The organism is Alkalihalobacterium alkalinitrilicum, from assembly GCF_002019605.1.
GTDB classification, from domain to species: Bacteria; Bacillota; Bacilli; order Bacillales; family Bacillaceae_F; genus Alkalihalobacterium; species Alkalihalobacterium alkalinitrilicum.
In genome coordinates this window covers 3,305,179-3,321,929 of record NZ_KV917368.1, presented here as the reverse complement: position 1 = coordinate 3,321,929, position 16,751 = coordinate 3,305,179, and the positions used below count along the sequence as shown (strand labels likewise).

The following is a 16,751-nucleotide window of genomic DNA, read 5'->3' as shown; positions in this document are numbered from 1 at the left end:
GAGTATTAATGTCAGTATTAGGTGGAAGTATTTCTGATTTACATAATCGCTTACATAACAAAGAAGTGTCTGTTTCAGAATTAGTAAACGCATCATATGAAAGAATTAATGCTGTTGATGAAAAGGTTAAGGCATTTGTAACATTAGATGAAGAAAGAGCACGAGGTTATGCCAAAAAGCTAGATGAAGCACTTAATTCAAATGCTGAACGGGGACTGCTTTTCGGGATTCCAGCAGGAATCAAAGATAACATTGTAACTAGAGGTTTAACGACAACTTGTTCGAGTAAGTTATTAGCTAACTTTGAACCTATGCATAATGCAACCGTCATCGAAAATTTACAAGGGGCACAATCTGTGACAATCGGTAAACTTAATATGGACGAGTTTGCGATGGGATCATCAACGGAAAACTCAGGTTTTTTTAATACTAGAAACCCATGGAATACCGATTATGTACCAGGAGGGTCAAGTGGAGGTTCTGCAGCATCTGTAGCAGCAGGAGAAGTTGTGTTTTCGTTAGGTTCAGATACTGGAGGATCAATTCGTCAACCTGCCTCCTATTGTGGGGTTGTGGGATTAAAGCCGACTTATGGTCGTGTTTCTCGATTTGGATTAGTCGCATTTGCATCATCTTTAGACCAGATTGGTCCGATTACACGTACGGTTGAAGACAATGCGCTAGTACTTCAAGTATTAGCTGGATACGACAAAATGGACTCAACCTCTGCTAATATTGATACTTCTGATTATCTATCAGCTTTAACTGAAGATGTTAAAGGCTTAAAGATTGCAGTGCCAAAAGAATATCTAGCTGAAGGGGTTCATGAAGATGTTAAGAATCGCATCTTAGAATCTTTAAAAGTGTTAGAAGGATTAGGCGCTACATGGGAAGAAGTATCGTTACCACACTCAAAATATGCAGTTGCAACGTACTATTTACTAGCTTCTTCAGAGGCTTCAGCCAACTTAGCTCGATTTGATGGCGTTCGTTATGGCGTGCGTTCGGATAATGCTGCTAATTTAATTGAAATGTATAAAGAAACAAGAAGTAATGGATTCGGTGATGAAGTAAAGCGCCGCATTATGCTCGGAACGTATGCACTTAGCTCAGGTTATTACGATGCTTACTATAAAAAAGCTCAAAAAGTTCGTACATTAATTAAAAAAGACTTTGAAGACGTATTTGAAAACTATGATGTCATAATTGGCCCAACCGCACCGACAACAGCGTTTAAAATTGGTGAAAAGGTCAATGATCCATTGACGATGTATGCAAATGATATTTTAACCATTCCAGTTAATTTGGCTGGTGTACCAGCGATCTCCATTCCATGTGGGTTAGGAGAGAATGGGTTACCTATTGGATTACAAGTTATCGGTAAACATTTTGATGAAAACACAGTTTACCGTGTAGCCCACGCTTTTGAACAAGCGACCGATCATCATAAAGCGAAACCAGAACTATAAGGGGGGAGAACAAATGAAATTCGAAACGGTAGTTGGATTAGAAGTTCATGCTGAGTTAAAGACCAACTCAAAAATATTCTGTGGCTGTTCGACTGAGTTTGGTGCCCCGCCGAATACACATACATGTCCAATATGTTTAGGACATCCAGGCGTACTACCAGTCTTAAATAAACAAGCTGTTGAATATGCGATGAGAGCAGCATTGGCCTTGAATTGTGAAATTGCTGAAGAAACAAAATTTGATCGAAAAAATTATTTTTATCCAGACAGTCCAAAAGCTTACCAAATCTCGCAATTTGATAAGCCGATTGGAGAGCATGGATCAATAGAAATAGAAGTGAATGGTGAAAAGAAAACAATCGGAATTACACGTATTCATTTGGAAGAAGATGCGGGGAAACTAACACACTCGGAGTACGGGGATTATTCGTTAGTCGACTTTAACCGTGTTGGTACACCATTGATTGAAATCGTGTCTGAACCCGATATTCGTACACCAGAAGAAGCATATGCTTACTTAGAAAAGCTCAAAGCCATCTTGGAATATACAGAAGTTTCTGATTGTAAGATGGAGGAAGGTTCACTTCGTTGCGATGCTAATATTTCGCTACGGCCTGTAGGACAAGTCGAATTCGGTACAAAAACGGAATTAAAAAACTTAAACTCATTTGCTAACGTTCAAAAAGGGCTAGCTTATGAAGAAATTCGCCAAGAAAAAGAATTACTAGAAGGTAATGTTATTCATCAAGAAACACGTCGGTGGGATGATGGAAAAAAAGAGACCATCTTAATGCGTGTTAAAGAAGGTTCAGATGATTATCGTTACTTCCCAGACCCAGACCTCGTTTCGATTTTTATCGATGAGGAGTGGAAAAATCGTGTTCGTAGCCAAATTCCAGAGCTACCTTATGAACGCCAAACACGATATATTGCTGATCTTGGCCTTTCAGAATATGATGCACAAGTCTTGACTGCGTCTAAGGCAATGTCTGATTTCTTTGAGCAAGCCTTAGTCCATGATGGCGATGCTAAGCTTGTTGCCAACTGGCTCATGGGAGATGTATCGGCGTACTTAAATTCGAATGATAAAGAGATTACAGATGTACCGCTAACACCTGAGAATTTAACGAAAATGATTGCATTAATTGAAAAAGGAACGATCTCATCTAAGATTGCCAAAACCGTATTTAAAGAAATGATAGAAAATGGTGGAGACCCTGAAACTATTGTTAAAGAAAAAGGTCTCGTGCAAATTTCAGATGAAGGTGAATTGAGGAACATCGTTGTTGCGATTCTTGATAATAATCAACAATCGGTCGATGACTTTAAAGCTGGAAAGCAAAAAGCGATTGGTTTCCTTGTAGGACAAGTAATGAAAGAAACCAAAGGAAAAGCTAATCCACCGATGGTTAATAAAATTATCGTCGAAGAAATTGGAAAGCGCTAAGTTCCTCAGGCGTAAAACCATGATAAAAATAGCGTATAAAACCATTGGGTTTTATACGTTATTTTGCTTTTAATATGGTCTTCATGGAAAAGAGCTGACTCCTCGTGTCAGCTCTTCTTGTAAAGAATTACGTTGGATTAATCTGTTCTTTAATCTTAGTTTTTTTCTTGCTCTTTTCTGGATCTGTTTGCTTCTTCGGTCCGACTTCCTCTTTTAGAGATTTAACCATTGCAAATGACATGGCTATAAGAACAAAGGTAAGTGGAAAGGCACTAACGATAATCGCCGTCTGTATACCAGCCAATCCGCCTGTGTACATTAAAATTGCGGCTGAAGCGGATAATAATATTCCCCAAGCATACTTGACGATGTTTGGCGGCTCTAAACTTCCGTTGGTTGTTTGCATACCGAGGACAAATGTCGCAGAGTCTGCCGATGTAATGAAGAATACAGTAATTAAAAATAAAGTAATGAGAATTAACAAAGCACTAAATGGCAGCTGTTGAAATACTAAAAAGAGTGCTGTCTCAAGGGTTTGTTCAGAAACTGGAATTCCTAAATTATATTCAAGATGAATGCCAGTTCCGCCGAATACTGCAAACCATAAACTACAAACAATGGTTGGGATGAACAGAACGGCTACTAAAAACTCTCTAACGGTTCGTCCTTTTGAAACTCGTGCAATAAATGTTCCGACAAAAGGAGCCCAAGCAATCCACCATGCCCAGTAAAAAATTGTCCATCCTTGAATCCAAGCTGCGTCATTTGCATTAAATGGGGCTAGTCGTAAACCCATAGCGGGTAAGTTTTGAATGTATGAACCAAAGGTCGTCGTAAATAGTTCTAATAAAAAGACGGTCGGACCTAAGAAAAGCACTCCAAAAAATAAAAGAACTGCTAATATCATATTCGTATTGCTTAAGTACTTTATACCTTTTTTGATCCCTGTTCCAGCTGAAATGAGGAAGAGAACAGTAATAATACCAATAATTAGTAATTGAATACCGAATGTATTTGGGATACCAGTGACATAACTTAAGCCACCGTTTATTTGAGCAGAGCCTAACCCTAATGAAGCGGCAACGCCAAAGATTGTAGCAAAGACAGCAACAACATCAATAATTCCGCCGATGGGTCCTTTTGTTTTTTCACCTAAAATAGGATATAAGGTAGCACTCATTAATCCAGGGTACCCTTTTCTAAATTTAAAGTAAGCCAAGCCTAATGCAATCGTTGCATAAATTGCCCATGCGTGAAACCCCCAGTGAAGGTATGTATAACGTAAGGCTTGAGTTGCAGCGGCACTAGTCCCAGCTTCTCCTAATGGTGGGCTAGCAAAATGTGAGATGGGCTCAGACACACCGAAAAAAAGTAACCCAATTCCCATTCCAGCACTGAACAGCATCGCAAACCAAGTGGGACGTTTGAATTCTGGTTTATCTTCATCTTTTCCGAGTTTCACTTTACCGTATCGACTGAAAATAAGAAATAAGGCAAAGATGAGAAAAAAGGTAGCTGAAAGTTGGTAAAACCAACCAAAGTTTTGCAAAAAGAATCCTAATGTAACGTCCATGATATTGGTCAATTGATTAGGTAATAGGACACCCCAAAGTACGAATACAATTGCCAATACAATAGAAACCCAAAAAACCTTCGTAACTTTCTCCATTTAGTCCACGCTCCTTTTTTCATAGGATTTCGATTAAGACATTTTTTATACTTTAAGTACATTGATCTGCTTAAAGGATTAAAAGTCACTTTAATTGGATTATTGATAATAATGGTGTAAATTGGTATTAAATATGTGAACGTAAAAAGAGCAAACACAGCATGTCTTTTTCCGAATAAACAGGGAGAGGGTGCAAGAATGGAATGGGAAACGTATGTAGCAGTATTATATGAGTTCGGTTATGGGGGATTATTTCTATGGCTGTGGTTAGGTATGTTTATCTTTCCCGTGCCCAATGAAATTATTATGATAAGTGTTGGTTGGTTGTCGAACGATTATTTACAAATGGTTCCTGCATTTATAGCTGCTTATTTTGGAATAATTGCTAGTACAACCACTATGTTTTTAATTGGTCGGTTTGCAGGTGCTCCACTTCTTAGTAAGTTAGTAAATAGAACGGCAATAAAAAAAGGGAAAAAGATGATTGATAATCATGGCACATATGCCCTTCTTTTCTGTTGTTTTTTTGCTGGGATCCGACATGCTATCCCTTTTTTATGTGGTACTCGAAAACTTTCATTTTTAACATTTGCACTAGTTTCGTATACTAGTTGTTTCATATGGTGTACCATTTTCTTTAGTTTTGGAAAATATATCGTTGTTTCAGGAATTGAAAGTCTTCAACAGCATAATATTTATCTTGTATCAATTCTAGTGTTTGTAATAGCAGTGGTTGGATTTTTCTTGAAAAATATGTTCTTTGGTAGCAAGCAAGAAGATGATGCGAGGTCGTATACAAGTTAATTTTAAAAATGGAATAGTTTGTCTTTGATATATTTCGATACCCGTAATAAAATAAAGGTATCGATTTTTCATTTAAGGAGATGGGATTAAAATGAAGGCCATTATTAACGCACATATTTTAGGTGAAACAGAAATAACGAAAGGAACTATTCTTTTTGAAGATGGAAAGATTATAAATATAGGTAATGAAGCAGATATAGAAATACCAGCGACAGCACAGGTGATTGATGCAAATGGGAAATATGTTACCGCTGGATTTATTGACGCACATACGCATTTAGGAATTGATGAAGAAGGTGTACGTTGGGAAGGGCAAGACTATAACGAAACAACTTCAGCTGTAACGCCACACTTACGAGCATTGGATGGTATTTACCCTTATGATGGAGGGTTTAATGATGCGGTGGCTGCAGGAGTCACAACAGCTCAAGTTTTACCAGGGAGTGCAAATGTCATTGGTGGCTTAACGGTTTGTATCAAAATTAGGCTTGGAAAGTCTGTTGATGAAATGATTCTTCGTGAACCATCGGGTTTAAAAATTGCACTCGGAGAAAACCCGAAATCTGCTCACGGTAATAACGGACGAGCTCCCAAGACACGTATGGCTGTGGCTGCAATTCTTCGTGAACAGTTCTCAAAAGCAAAGCATTATATGGAAAAGAAGAAAAAGGGCGAAAATGTATTTGATTTTGAACTGGAAGCGTTGCAGTTAGCATTGGAGAGAAAAATTCCAGTTCGAGCACATGCTCATCGAGCCGATGATATAATGACGGTAATTCGCATCGCCAAAGAGTTTGATCTTGATTTAAGTGTGGAACATACAACAGAAGGCCATCAAATTGCTCACTTGTTAGCTGAAAGTGGCGCAAAGTTTACAGTAGGCCCAACGATCTCTAGTCGAAGTAAAGTAGAGTTACGAGATAAAGGATGGCAGACGTATAAAGCATTAGAAGAAGCGAACGTTCCATTTGCAATTACAACCGATCATCCTGTTATTCCAATTCAGTATTTACAAACATCAGTAAACCTTGCAGTAAAAGAGGGATTGTCTGAGCAAACCGCCTTAAATTCGGTAACAAAATATGCTGCTGACGTACTAGGAATCCAAGATCAAACGGGGACGCTTGAGATAGGTAAAGATGCTGATATTGTTATTTGGGATGCGCACCCACTTAGACAAAATAGTTATGCATGGGTAACTTTTGTGGACGGGGAAATTGTCTACCAAAAAGAAGAAAAATAAACATTATGTGATATTGTGTAATAGATAAGACTTGTATCAGGTCAATGTATCCCTTATCATACAAATTAATAGATTGTAATAAGATGGATATTCTTTGTAAAAGTGGGAGATAGAATGAAAAGAGCCCGTGTAATTTATAATCCGACTTCGGGTAGAGAGCAAATGCGGAAGAATTTGCCGTATGTCCTGGAGCGTCTAGAAAAAGTTGGTTATGAAGCATCCGCACATGCCACTACTGGTGAGGGGTGTGCAACAAAGGCGGCTAAATTAGCTGGTGAAAGAGGATTTGATTTAGTCATTGCAGCTGGTGGGGATGGGACAATCTTTGAAGTTGTTAATGGGTTAGCAGAGTTAGATAACCGCCCGTTATTAGGACTACTACCTGGTGGAACAACAAATGATTTTGCCAGAGCCCTTCACATCCCAAGAGATATTGTTGATGCTTGTGATGTATTATGTGGCGAACATCAGCAGCCAATTGATATTGGGAAAGTAGGAAGTCAATATTTCATCAATATTGCAGCAGGGGGAACATTAACCGAATTAACGTATGAAGTGCCGAGTAAGTTGAAAACGCTGATGGGACAACTTGCTTATTATGTTAAAGGACTTGAAAAGTTACCATCTATTTCTCCAACTTCTGTAACGATTGAATATGATGGAAAGCTTTTTGAAGGTGAAATTATGATGTTCCTCGTTTCGAACACAAACTCCGTCGGTGGGTTTGAAAAATTAGCGCCAGATGCCTCAATTCGAGATGGGTTATTCGATTTAATTATTGTAAAAAAGACTTCGTTTCCTGAATTCGTTCGTATTGGCGGCTTGGCGGTGCGAGGAGAACATATCAACCATTCGAAGGTCATTTATACTCAAGCCAATCGAATTAAAGTACATGTTGATGGCAAAATGCAATTAAATCTCGACGGCGAATATGGTGGAATGCTACCAGCTGAGTTTGTCAATTTATATCAACATTTTCAAATTTTATGTCCTCCCAAAAGGTAGGGTCAACAAGAAAGAGCATGTGAACGGTGGTTACCCCTAAAAGTTAGAGTAGAAAACTAACTTTTGGGGGTGTTTTTATGGCTAAATATAGTGAGGAATTTAAAATAAAGCTTGTTACTGAGTATTTACATGGAGATCTTGGATATAAATTATTGGCGAAAAAATACAATATGCCCTCTCAAACACCATTACAAGATTGGGTAAGAGCCTTTAAGACCCAAGGAATTGAGGGATTAAAGCGAAAAAAGGTGAAGGAAGCTTATTCTATTCAATTTAAATTAGATACGATACAATTTATGCTAGAGACAGGTGCTTCTTATCAGGAAACTGCTGATCAATTTAGATTGAACAATCCTTCATTAATTCACCGCTGGATGAAAACATTTAATGAACAAGGAATAGAAGGCCTGAACCTAAAGTCAAAGGGGCGACCTTCTATGTCTAAAAAACCAAACAAAAAGAAAAACGAAAATAAAAAACTGACGCGTGAAGAAGAATTAGAACGAGAGAATGAATTACTAAGGCTAGAAGTAGCATACTTAAAAAAGTTGAGAGCTTTTCGGGAAAATCCGAGTGCCTTCCACGAAAAGCACAAGCAAAGGTCGCATTCGAACTCAAAGAAGAAGGGTTCCGATTAAAAGATGTTCTCCTTGTCGTGGGCATCCCAGAAGCAACTTACCATTACCAAGTGAAAAATTCTGGCAAAGAAGATTCGGACGCAAACTTAAAAGAAATCATTACAGATCTATTTAAAAAGTTTAATGAACGTTATGGTTATAAACGAATCACTAATGAATTAAAGAAATTAGGTCATTCCATCAACCATAAAAAAGTGTATCGCATCATGCGAGAATTGGGATTAAAATGTGTGAAATTTATGCGGAAATCGCGTAAATACAATTCCTATAAGGGGAACGTTGGAAACGTAGCGAAGAATCGATTATCACGCCGTTTTAGTACACCTATTCCTCTTCAAAAGTTAGTAACCGACATTACAGAATTCAAGTGTCTTGGCGATGATAAGTTATATTTAAATCCAATTCTTGACCTTTATAATGGAGAAATTACTGCGTATGGAATCAAGAAACGTCCAACGTTAGATCTTGTCATGGAACCTTTAAAAGAAACTATAGAAGTAATAAAAAGTCATGCAACCTATCGAACCACCATCCATTCCGATCAAGGCTGGCATTATCAGCACAACAAATGGGTAAAGGTGTTAAAAGAAAACAAAATTTTTCAAAGCATGTCACGTAAAGCAACCTGCGCAGACAACGCTTCGATGGAGAACTTCTTTGGGATTTTAAAGCAAGAAATGTATTATGGGGAAGAATTGGTAAGCTATGAAGAATTAAAAAGACGAATTGAAGAATATATCTACTGGTATAACCATGAACGATCAAAAGAAAAATTGGCTGGGATGAGTCCAGTTGAATACCGAACTCACTCCAACCAATCAGCTGCATAATAAAAACTCTAACATTTGGGGGTAACCACCGAACGTGCTCTTTTTTTTGTGCGTTAAAAGAGTTTATCCCGTTATAACTAGCGCTAAGATTCCCACTTCAAGGTTTTGAGGAAGGAAAAGGCTAAGTGGGAGAAGTGCGCTAGTAACAACCCGATTGGTTCAACTAATATTCAGTGAGGGTGAAGGACCCTTACTGAATAAAGTTTCACTTTATCTTTTGTCAAAGTTTTTATAACCAGTCAATTATGCTACAATCATGGGAGCATATTTTGGAACGTAAAGGAAGAGAGAAAAGATGAGTAAACAGAATGTACCTGTTCAAAAAAATCAACAATACGAAGTCGTTTTCGAAGATTTAACGCATGAAGGAGCTGCAGTTGCAAAAATCAACGGATATACTCTTTTTGTACCGAAGGCTCTTCCTGGCGAGCGAGGAATTATTAAAGTCACAAAAGTTAATAAAGGTTACGGATTTGGCCGTTTGATAGAACGGTTAGAAACGAGTGAACATCGAGTGGAGCCACCGTGTCCAGTCTATCATCAGTGTGGAGGCTGTCAATTGCAGCATTTAAGTTATGAAGCACAGCTTTTACAAAAACAAAAAATGGTAAAAGATGTACTAGAGCGAATTGGAAAAATTTCAGAAATTCCTATCCACTCGACTCTTGGGATGTCAGACCCTTGGCGTTACCGAAACAAAGCACAAGTTCCTGTCGCAACACGTGAAGGTGGTTTGGTTGCAGGTTTTTACCAAGAGAGGACGCATCATATTATAGATATAGAGGAATGTTTGATTCAACAAGAGGCCAATGATCAAGTTGTTCAAGTTGTGAAAGATATTGCTAATAAACTGAACATTAAAGGATATGATGAAGAAAAGCATAGAGGGACGCTTCGCCATGTTGTGGCAAGATATGGTCTAATTACGAAAGAAGTAATGGTTGTACTCGTTACTAGAACTTCAGATCTACCTCATAAAGAACAGCTCATAAAACAAATTCAGGTACGCCTTCCAGAAGTGAAGTCGATCGTACATAACATCAACAGTAAGAAAACGAATGTAATATTCGGGGATCAAACGAACGTCCTTTGGGGAGAAGAGTACATTCACGACTATATTGGTCATGTGAAATTTGCTATTTCGGCTCGGTCCTTTTATCAGGTCAACCCCGAGCAAACGAAAGTGTTATATGATAAAGCGTTAGAATTTGCAGATTTGTCAAGTGTTGATATCGTCATTGATGCGTATTGTGGAATTGGAACAATCTCATTATTTTTAGCACAAAAAGCCAAACATGTCTATGGAGTAGAAATTGTTCCGCAAGCGATTGATGATGCGAAAAGGAATGCTAAATTAAATAACATAGAAAACGTCGACTTTGCAGTTGGAGAAGCTGAAAAAGTAATTCCATGGTGGTATGCACAAGGCATAAGTGCCGATGTTATAGTTGTAGACCCGCCAAGAAAAGGCTGTGATGAAGCATTACTTGATACGATTATTCAGATGAAGCCGAAACGGGTCGTCTATGTGAGCTGTAATCCAGCGACACTAGCACGAGATTTACGGGTACTCGAAGACGGTGGATATAAGACGACGCAAGTTCAACCAGTCGATATGTTTCCTCATACAATGCATGTTGAGTGTGTAGTCATGATGTCAAGAGTGGATAAATAGAATAACTGCATAAGCCTATAAAATAAGGGTTTCCTTACAATGAGCTTTTCCCTCGGCTGTTTTGCTGGGGGTACTCATAATAGGGAACCCTTTCTTTTTATTGTTTGTGGTGGTATGTCAACACTAAATCAAACAATTTTTTTAGGGGCTAAGTTTCGATAACTTGCTGGACTTTGATACCCCAGGGCACTGTGCGAACGGATGTTATTGTACCAATTGATATAATCAAACAGTTCAAGTTCTAGGTGGTTAAGGGAATGGAACTGCTCCCCATGAATTAGTTCTGTTTTTAGAATCTTAAATGTCGCTTCTGCCACTGCATTATCATAAGGGTTTCCTTTATCGCTCAATGAACGTTCAATCTCATTTTCACTTAATAATTCATCAATAGCTACGTTTTTAAACTCAGATCCGCGATCTGTATGAAAGAGTTTTACATTCTCTAATGGCCGATTAACCGTTGCGAAGGCGCGTTGAACTAAAGCTGCGTCTTTGCGTTTTCCAACGCTATAACCAACTATTTCTCTATTATATAAATCAATTAAAAAACAGACGTAGCTCCAATAATGTCCTACTTTGACGTACGTTAAATCACTAACCAGTACGGACATTTCTTCATTCACTTGGAATTCCTGATCTAATATGTTTCGAACGGATTCTTCATTTGGCTGAGAGCTCATTGGTTTGTAGGAAGGTTGTGCATACTTCGATTGGATTCCGAGCTCTTTCATCAACCTTCCTATGCGACGTCTGGAAACCTTGTGACCCGCTTTTAAAAGCTCTCGTTTTATTTTACGAGTTCCATATACTTTACGGTTTTCATTAAAGATTTTTAGTATTTTTTCTTTTAATTCTTGTTCTTCTGTAGCCTTTTCCTTTTCTTTTTGAGCAGCTACTTCTGTTTCATAATAAAAGGTGCTTCGAGCTATTTGTAGGACTTTGCACATTGCTGATACCGAATAGAAGTGCCGATTTTTCTCAATGACTTCTATTTTCGCCCCATGATCAGCGCGGCTTGCTTTAAAATATCGACTTCCATTTCTAGCTGTTTATTTCTTTTTCTTAACTCAATCAATTCTTGTTCCTCTGGACTTCGATTGTCTTTCTCTTTGAAGGAACCAGACTGTTGAAACTGAGTAATCCACCTGTCTAAAGCAGACGGAGTTAATTCATATTCACGGACAATATCTTGACGACTTTTTCCACCTTCATATAAAGCAACCACTTGCTTCTTGAATTCTGTGGTAAACGTTCTTCTTTTTTTGGACATAGTAGATTCGCTCCTCACTCGTTATATGTTATTCTACTAGCCCTTATTTTTATTGTCCAACTAAGTGTAGCCTATCCAGAGATAGTCAGGAGGATTTTTAAGGATTATCTAAAGGGGAAAGGGGCCTTTACGATAGCTAAAGAATTAAATGCAGCTTACACTCCTACAGTAGCAGGTGGAAAATGGCAGGAAAGTACAATCTTGAATGTTCTTAAAAACGAAAAATATAAAGGAGCTGCCATATTGCAAAAATACTATACACCAGACCATTTGAGGAAAGGAACCATTCGAAATAATGGTAAAGTGGATAGCTATTACATTGAAGATAACCATCCACCGATTATTCCAGAAAAAATGTGGGATGAGGTTCAAAAAGAGAGGGAATCTAGGGCTCAAGCTAAGGGGAACGTGGGAGATCGAACAAAGTACCAAACAAGATATCCCCTCACAGGAAAGTTATTCTGTGGAAAATGTGGTTCAACATTAAAAAGACGAACTTGGAACAGTAAGCTTCCCTGTAGAAAAATTGTATGGCAATGCAGCAACTATATCAAAAATGGAAAAAACGCTTGCTCAGGGAATAGAATCGATGATGAAGTTGTTGGCAGGCTCAATATAAAAGAAGAAACCATTGTGAAGGAGGTTATAAAGGATGGCAAGAAACATTACAGTTATACCAGCAAGAGCAACCTGCCTGAACAACTCAGAACAGTTAGAGCCACAGAAAAAGAAGATGGCGGCTTATTGCCGAGTGTCGACAGACCAATTAGAACAGTTATCAAGTTATGAAGCCCAAGTTGAGTATTATACAAGTTACATTTCAAGCCACCCCGACTATGAACTAGCAGGAATTTACGCAGATGAAGGAATATCAGGAACTAATACGAAAAAGCGAGAGCAGTTCAATAAAATGATTAAGGACTGCAAGGAAAAAAAGATAGACATGATCATTACAAAATCAATATCAAGATTTGCAAGAAACACCCTAGATTGCTTGAATTTTGTCAGGCAACTGAAGGACTTAGGAATTGGCGTTATTTTTCAGAAAGAAAACATTAACACATTAGATGCCAAGGGTGAAGTTTTGTTAAGTATCCTTTCCAGTCTAGCCCAAGATGAGAGTAGATCAATTTCGGAAAATTCAACCTGGGGAATTAGGCGGCGGTTTGAACAGGGAAAAGTAGCAGTTAACCATACAAAATTCCTGGGTTATGACAAAGATGAGGATGGCAACCTTATCGTTAATCAAAAGCAAGCTAAGATAGTAAGAAGAATTTATAAAGACTATCTGGATGGAAAGGGACCGAACAGGATAGCAAGAGAGCTTGAGGAAGATGGTGTTCCAAACTGGAACGGCAAAGCCAAATGGTATGAAAGCAGCATAAGGAAAATGCTTAGTAATGAAAAGTATAAAGGTGATGCTCTCCTGCAAAAGACTTATACAGTCGACTATCTGACAAAAAAGAGAGTACAAAATACCGGCCAAATTCCAAGGTACTATGTCGAAGAAAGCCATCCAGCGATTATCCCAAAAGACATGTGGGAAGCGGTTCAGCTAGAAATGGAGAGAAGGCGAGCCTTTGCTGAGAAACATGGGATTGTAAAAGTTGATTATGCTACGATTGATAATCCTTTTGCAGGAAGAGTTTTATGTGGCCATTGCGACAGTCCATTTGGCAGAAAGGTTTGGAACTCTACAAACGAAACGCTAAGAAGGAAAATCTGGAGATGCAACAGAAAATACACTATTAAAGGTGAAAAGAGCTGTGAGAATAAGCATACAGATGATAGAACTTTATACCAAGCCTTTATAAATGTATTTAACGTCATACTAGAAAATAAAGATCACTTTATAAATAAGTGGAGACAGCAAGGAAGCGACAATCTTCTAAAAAAATATAAAACAGAACAGTTTATTGAAATTTTCAAGGAAGCTACAACATTAACAGAGTTTGATATAGATTTATACTTTAAGCTAATTGAAAAGATGACGGTATTTAAAGGAGAAAAAATTATTGTGACTTTGTTGGACGGTACGGAAATTGAATGCGAGGTTTAATAGAAGTCTTAATCTACTAGTTGGGGGTGATTTTACCTTGACCGTCTTTTGTGAATTTACATAAACACTCAATTATTTTCAAAGATGTGCTCATTGTATTCACGAGTCAGTAAGGCGGAATAAGAAAATCGTCGTTCTTTAATGTGTAGTAGGCGTTATACTACGCAAGAAGAAGCTTCTATGCTAGATTACTTTGTGAAAGATGTAGTTAAAGTTAAATGAGCAGGTTGCTTATTAACTCAACTTTCGCAGACCAAATTAGGCAGGTAAGCCCTGATGTAACTTGGTAGACCTGCAATCCATTGTGACAGTTGATTTTTGAGTAACTGTTGTGTTTGTTTGTTCGTTTTCTTCAGTACATCTTGAAGAAGCTCGATTAATTACTGCAATGCAACAGCCCAATCAAGTTCATTCACTTCGTCACAAAGGTCATAGAATAAACCGCCTAATGTACGCTCATTTGTGTGGCAACGATTTTGCCACGAGAGAACAATGTATCTAGTGAAGACGATCGTTGTATGGCTGATGAGTAAGTCATACGAGCGTCCTTGAAACTCTTTTTGTAAGCGAAGAAGTGACTTTGTCGTTTTAAAGAACACTTCAATATCCCAACGAATGCCGTAAATACGGACAATTTCTTGTTCAGAAAGTGTGCAATCGGTGCTTAAAATGGCAAGCCATTCACTCTTTTTATTACGATTTTGAACGAACACGACTTTAACGGATACGCCATTAGCCATCGTTGTCGTGATTGAACGAAGAAGCCCTTTCTTTCCTTGAAGTAGCGTCGCAGATCGATAGAGTTGTTTTAAGGAAAGCATTTGTCCATTCACGTTGTATCGCTGCTTGCCGTTCTTCACCATCCCAATCACATCAAGCCCTTGTTCAACGATAGCTTTAATAAGAGGTTGTTGAGTGAACCATGTGTCCATTAATACGTAAGACGCTTCAATTCCCTTGGATAACGCTCGTTCAATCATCGCCGGAATTTGATCAGGTGCAGACTGTAACGCTTCTGTACGGCGTTTATAACCAGAACATCGCTTATCAACTTCTTCATTGATTCCGTTAATGGAAGATGTATTTGAGCTTAGTAAAGAGAAGTCAATTGGTATGAAAGTATGCCCGTCTGACCAGCCTAATGTAAGCATTCGAAATCCTTTATAAAATCGCATTTTCAAAGAAGCGTGATCAAAACAACGGGCAAGTAACTCAACATTTTTACTACGATTACGATCAAACGTAGAGTCGTCTATGATGAGCACTTTTGGACGGTCCTTTGATGTAAGTATGCTGACTTTTTGAATGGTAGCCGCACTAAAGTGTAAAAGAAATTTCCTCCAAGCAAACTTGGAATGATTTAAAAATCGATAGACGGTATCTTTGCCTGGAAAAGAATCACTCTTTTTGGATGTGACAAGGGTAAACCAATTTTTTTGATGGAAAATTAGGCAAAAAACAAGCCGAAACAAATAGGCACATGAAAACCCAAAGTTTTTTTGAATACCTGCTTGACGCAAGTGTTTCCTTACTTGTAACTCAGAAAATACAGATTCAAGTTCATTTGGCAGTTGCTCATTCGAGTGTTTTTCATTTATCATAGAGAAGGCACTTCTTCTTTGTGGTAATGGTTTCTAGTCAATTCCACTATACCAAAGAAGCAGGTGCTTTTTCTGTTTAAAAGCACTCGTCAAGTAACATACTTAATAGTTCTTAAAGCTTTGATAGACCCACTCAAAGATCAATTTTCAAGGTGCGAAAGTTGAGTTATTAAATAATAAAATAAATGAGCAAGTGGGTGCTGAAATAGCGTGAGCATTTCTTGTTTGCACCCTCTAAAAAAAACATTCATTGAATAATGACTATTTCCTATTGGCCTAGAACCGTACCATGATATGTGGTATATCCCCCCAGGTAAAAGAGAATTACAATAAACTCCACACTGCCTGCTCAATGGCTTTATTATAAAATGCTACTCTTTCCTTAGTCAGCTTTCCTTCAATAACATCTACAATAATATTATAATTTTCAATAATAATTTCAGTAGAAACACCGCGAGTTGTAAGTACATCGTTTAACCACATAGTGTAGTTAACAAATATCTCTACATGATTTGCCTCATAAGCTAGATTCAAAGAATTAAAATGGTGAATGTTGTCCTCAAAGGTCTTCCTTTTACCGTGTTCTCCAAATTTTTCAACTAAATCAGGATATTTCTCATAGATTTTCACAACTATTTCTTCGACCAATTTATTTTGTGCTTCTTCCATTAAAATGCTCTCACCTCATATCGTTTTACAACGGGCTTAATTGCTGCTAAATCTTGATCAGGATAATTTTTTTCTAATTCATGAATACGTTTAAAGTCGGAACTTTTAACCCATGCAAAATAGTCTTCTTTTTGATCCCATTCCATCATTACTGTCAATTCTTCTGGCTTAATATCATTTTGCAAAAGCTTAAAGGAAATGAATCCGGGTGCTTGATCAACTAACCGTGAGCGGTTTTGATATAGAGAAATGACCTCATCTAATTTTTCAGTTGGTACAGTAACAATCGAATGTACAATATACATGATTCAGTAGCTCCTTCTTGCCAAAGTTTTTTCCACGAGAGCGGTCCCTCCGATATTGAAGTGGATT

At 37.9% G+C, this 16,751-nt stretch carries 14 protein-coding genes and 1 pseudogene; 10 read left to right on the top strand and 5 right to left on the bottom strand.

The window, feature by feature from the left end:
* Positions 1-8: 8 nt before the first annotated feature.
* Positions 9-1,469, top strand: a complete 1,461-nt coding sequence (gatA, locus tag BK574_RS15995) for an Asp-tRNA(Asn)/Glu-tRNA(Gln) amidotransferase subunit GatA (RefSeq protein WP_078429292.1) — start codon at positions 9-11, stop codon at positions 1,467-1,469.
* Between the two features lie 13 nt (positions 1,470-1,482).
* Entirely contained in the window at positions 1,483-2,916 is a 1,434-nt protein-coding gene (gatB, locus tag BK574_RS15990; RefSeq protein ID WP_075388993.1) for an Asp-tRNA(Asn)/Glu-tRNA(Gln) amidotransferase subunit GatB, read from the top strand.
* 127 nt (positions 2,917-3,043) lie between these two features.
* Here gatB and BK574_RS15985 read toward each other — a convergent pair whose 3' ends face one another.
* Positions 3,044-4,585, bottom strand: a complete 1,542-nt coding sequence (locus BK574_RS15985; protein WP_078429291.1) for a glycine betaine uptake BCCT transporter — start codon at positions 4,583-4,585, stop codon at positions 3,044-3,046.
* Between the two features lie 198 nt (positions 4,586-4,783).
* On the opposite strand from BK574_RS15985, the gene BK574_RS15980 reads away from it, so the two are divergent.
* The 6 genes from BK574_RS15980 (at position 4,784) to rlmD (ending at position 10,780) form a co-directional block, all read left to right on the top strand.
* Positions 4,784-5,389, top strand: a complete 606-nt coding sequence (locus BK574_RS15980; RefSeq protein WP_078429290.1) for a DedA family protein — start codon at positions 4,784-4,786, stop codon at positions 5,387-5,389.
* Between the two features lie 91 nt (positions 5,390-5,480).
* Complete coding sequence (locus BK574_RS15975) at positions 5,481-6,632, top strand: amidohydrolase (RefSeq protein ID WP_075388996.1); 1,152 nt, start codon at positions 5,481-5,483, stop codon at positions 6,630-6,632.
* 114 nt (positions 6,633-6,746) lie between these two features.
* Entirely contained in the window at positions 6,747-7,637 is an 891-nt protein-coding gene (locus BK574_RS15970) for a diacylglycerol kinase (RefSeq protein ID WP_075388997.1), read from the top strand.
* A 77-nt stretch (positions 7,638-7,714) separates the two neighbouring features.
* On the top strand, positions 7,715-8,275 hold the full coding sequence (locus tag BK574_RS15965) for a helix-turn-helix domain-containing protein (RefSeq protein WP_078428007.1): 561 nt from the start codon (positions 7,715-7,717) through the stop codon (positions 8,273-8,275).
* Entirely contained in the window at positions 8,173-9,105 is a 933-nt protein-coding gene (locus BK574_RS15960) for an IS3 family transposase (protein ID WP_238458136.1), read from the top strand. The genes BK574_RS15965 and BK574_RS15960 overlap by 103 nt, the downstream gene beginning before the upstream one ends.
* A gap of 295 nt (positions 9,106-9,400) precedes the next feature.
* On the top strand, positions 9,401-10,780 hold the full coding sequence (rlmD, locus tag BK574_RS15955; RefSeq protein WP_078429288.1) for a 23S rRNA (uracil(1939)-C(5))-methyltransferase RlmD: 1,380 nt from the start codon (positions 9,401-9,403) through the stop codon (positions 10,778-10,780).
* A gap of 128 nt (positions 10,781-10,908) precedes the next feature.
* Here the strand turns inward: rlmD and BK574_RS15950 are convergent.
* Positions 10,909-12,050, bottom strand: a protein-coding gene (locus BK574_RS15950) for an IS3 family transposase (protein WP_142247980.1) whose coding sequence is annotated in 2 segments (ribosomal slippage) — positions 10,909-11,804 and positions 11,804-12,050 — 1,143 coding nt in all. Because the reading frame shifts where the segments join, the coding sequence is not laid out codon by codon here.
* Here BK574_RS15950 and BK574_RS15945 point away from each other — a divergent pair.
* Together BK574_RS15945 and BK574_RS28460 are read left to right on the top strand one after the other, a co-directional pair.
* Positions 12,006-12,839, top strand: a complete 834-nt coding sequence (locus tag BK574_RS15945) for a recombinase family protein (protein ID WP_142247979.1) — start codon at positions 12,006-12,008, stop codon at positions 12,837-12,839. The genes BK574_RS15950 and BK574_RS15945 overlap by 45 nt on opposite strands.
* Positions 12,784-14,109 carry a recombinase family protein gene (locus BK574_RS28460; RefSeq protein ID WP_142248079.1) on the top strand — a complete coding sequence of 442 codons (1,326 nt, stop codon included), beginning with the start codon at positions 12,784-12,786 and terminating at the stop codon, positions 14,107-14,109. The genes BK574_RS15945 and BK574_RS28460 overlap by 56 nt, the downstream gene beginning before the upstream one ends.
* Positions 14,110-14,348: 239 nt before the next feature.
* Here BK574_RS28460 and BK574_RS15935 read toward each other — a convergent pair.
* From BK574_RS15935 to BK574_RS15925, 3 genes and pseudogenes are all read right to left on the bottom strand, one after another.
* A pseudogene (locus BK574_RS15935) lies at positions 14,349-15,710 on the bottom strand (IS4 family transposase).
* Between the two features lie 324 nt (positions 15,711-16,034).
* Complete coding sequence (locus tag BK574_RS15930; protein WP_078429286.1) at positions 16,035-16,379, bottom strand: hypothetical protein; 345 nt, start codon at positions 16,377-16,379, stop codon at positions 16,035-16,037.
* The gene (locus tag BK574_RS15925; RefSeq protein WP_078429285.1) at positions 16,379-16,684 is read right to left on the bottom strand and encodes an antibiotic biosynthesis monooxygenase family protein; all 306 of its coding nucleotides are present in this window, start codon (positions 16,682-16,684) and stop codon (positions 16,379-16,381) included. Before BK574_RS15925 ends, BK574_RS15930 begins: the two co-directional genes overlap by 1 nt.
* Between the last annotated feature and the right edge of the window lie 67 nt (positions 16,685-16,751).

Coding starts and splice junctions, on each gene's coding strand:
- gatA (WP_078429292.1), top strand. CDS start 9: ATGTCAGTATTAGGTGGAAGTATTTCTGATTTACATAATCGCTTACAT.
- gatB (WP_075388993.1), top strand. CDS start 1,483: ATGAAATTCGAAACGGTAGTTGGATTAGAAGTTCATGCTGAGTTAAAG.
- BK574_RS15985 (WP_078429291.1), bottom strand. CDS start 4,585: ATGGAGAAAGTTACGAAGGTTTTTTGGGTTTCTATTGTATTGGCAATT.
- BK574_RS15980 (WP_078429290.1), top strand. CDS start 4,784: ATGGAATGGGAAACGTATGTAGCAGTATTATATGAGTTCGGTTATGGG.
- BK574_RS15975 (WP_075388996.1), top strand. CDS start 5,481: ATGAAGGCCATTATTAACGCACATATTTTAGGTGAAACAGAAATAACG.
- BK574_RS15970 (WP_075388997.1), top strand. CDS start 6,747: ATGAAAAGAGCCCGTGTAATTTATAATCCGACTTCGGGTAGAGAGCAA.
- BK574_RS15965 (WP_078428007.1), top strand. CDS start 7,715: ATGGCTAAATATAGTGAGGAATTTAAAATAAAGCTTGTTACTGAGTAT.
- rlmD (WP_078429288.1), top strand. CDS start 9,401: ATGAGTAAACAGAATGTACCTGTTCAAAAAAATCAACAATACGAAGTC.
- BK574_RS28460 (WP_142248079.1), top strand. CDS start 12,784: ATGGCGGCTTATTGCCGAGTGTCGACAGACCAATTAGAACAGTTATCA.
- BK574_RS15930 (WP_078429286.1), bottom strand. CDS start 16,379: ATGGAAGAAGCACAAAATAAATTGGTCGAAGAAATAGTTGTGAAAATC.
- BK574_RS15925 (WP_078429285.1), bottom strand. CDS start 16,684: ATGTATATTGTACATTCGATTGTTACTGTACCAACTGAAAAATTAGAT.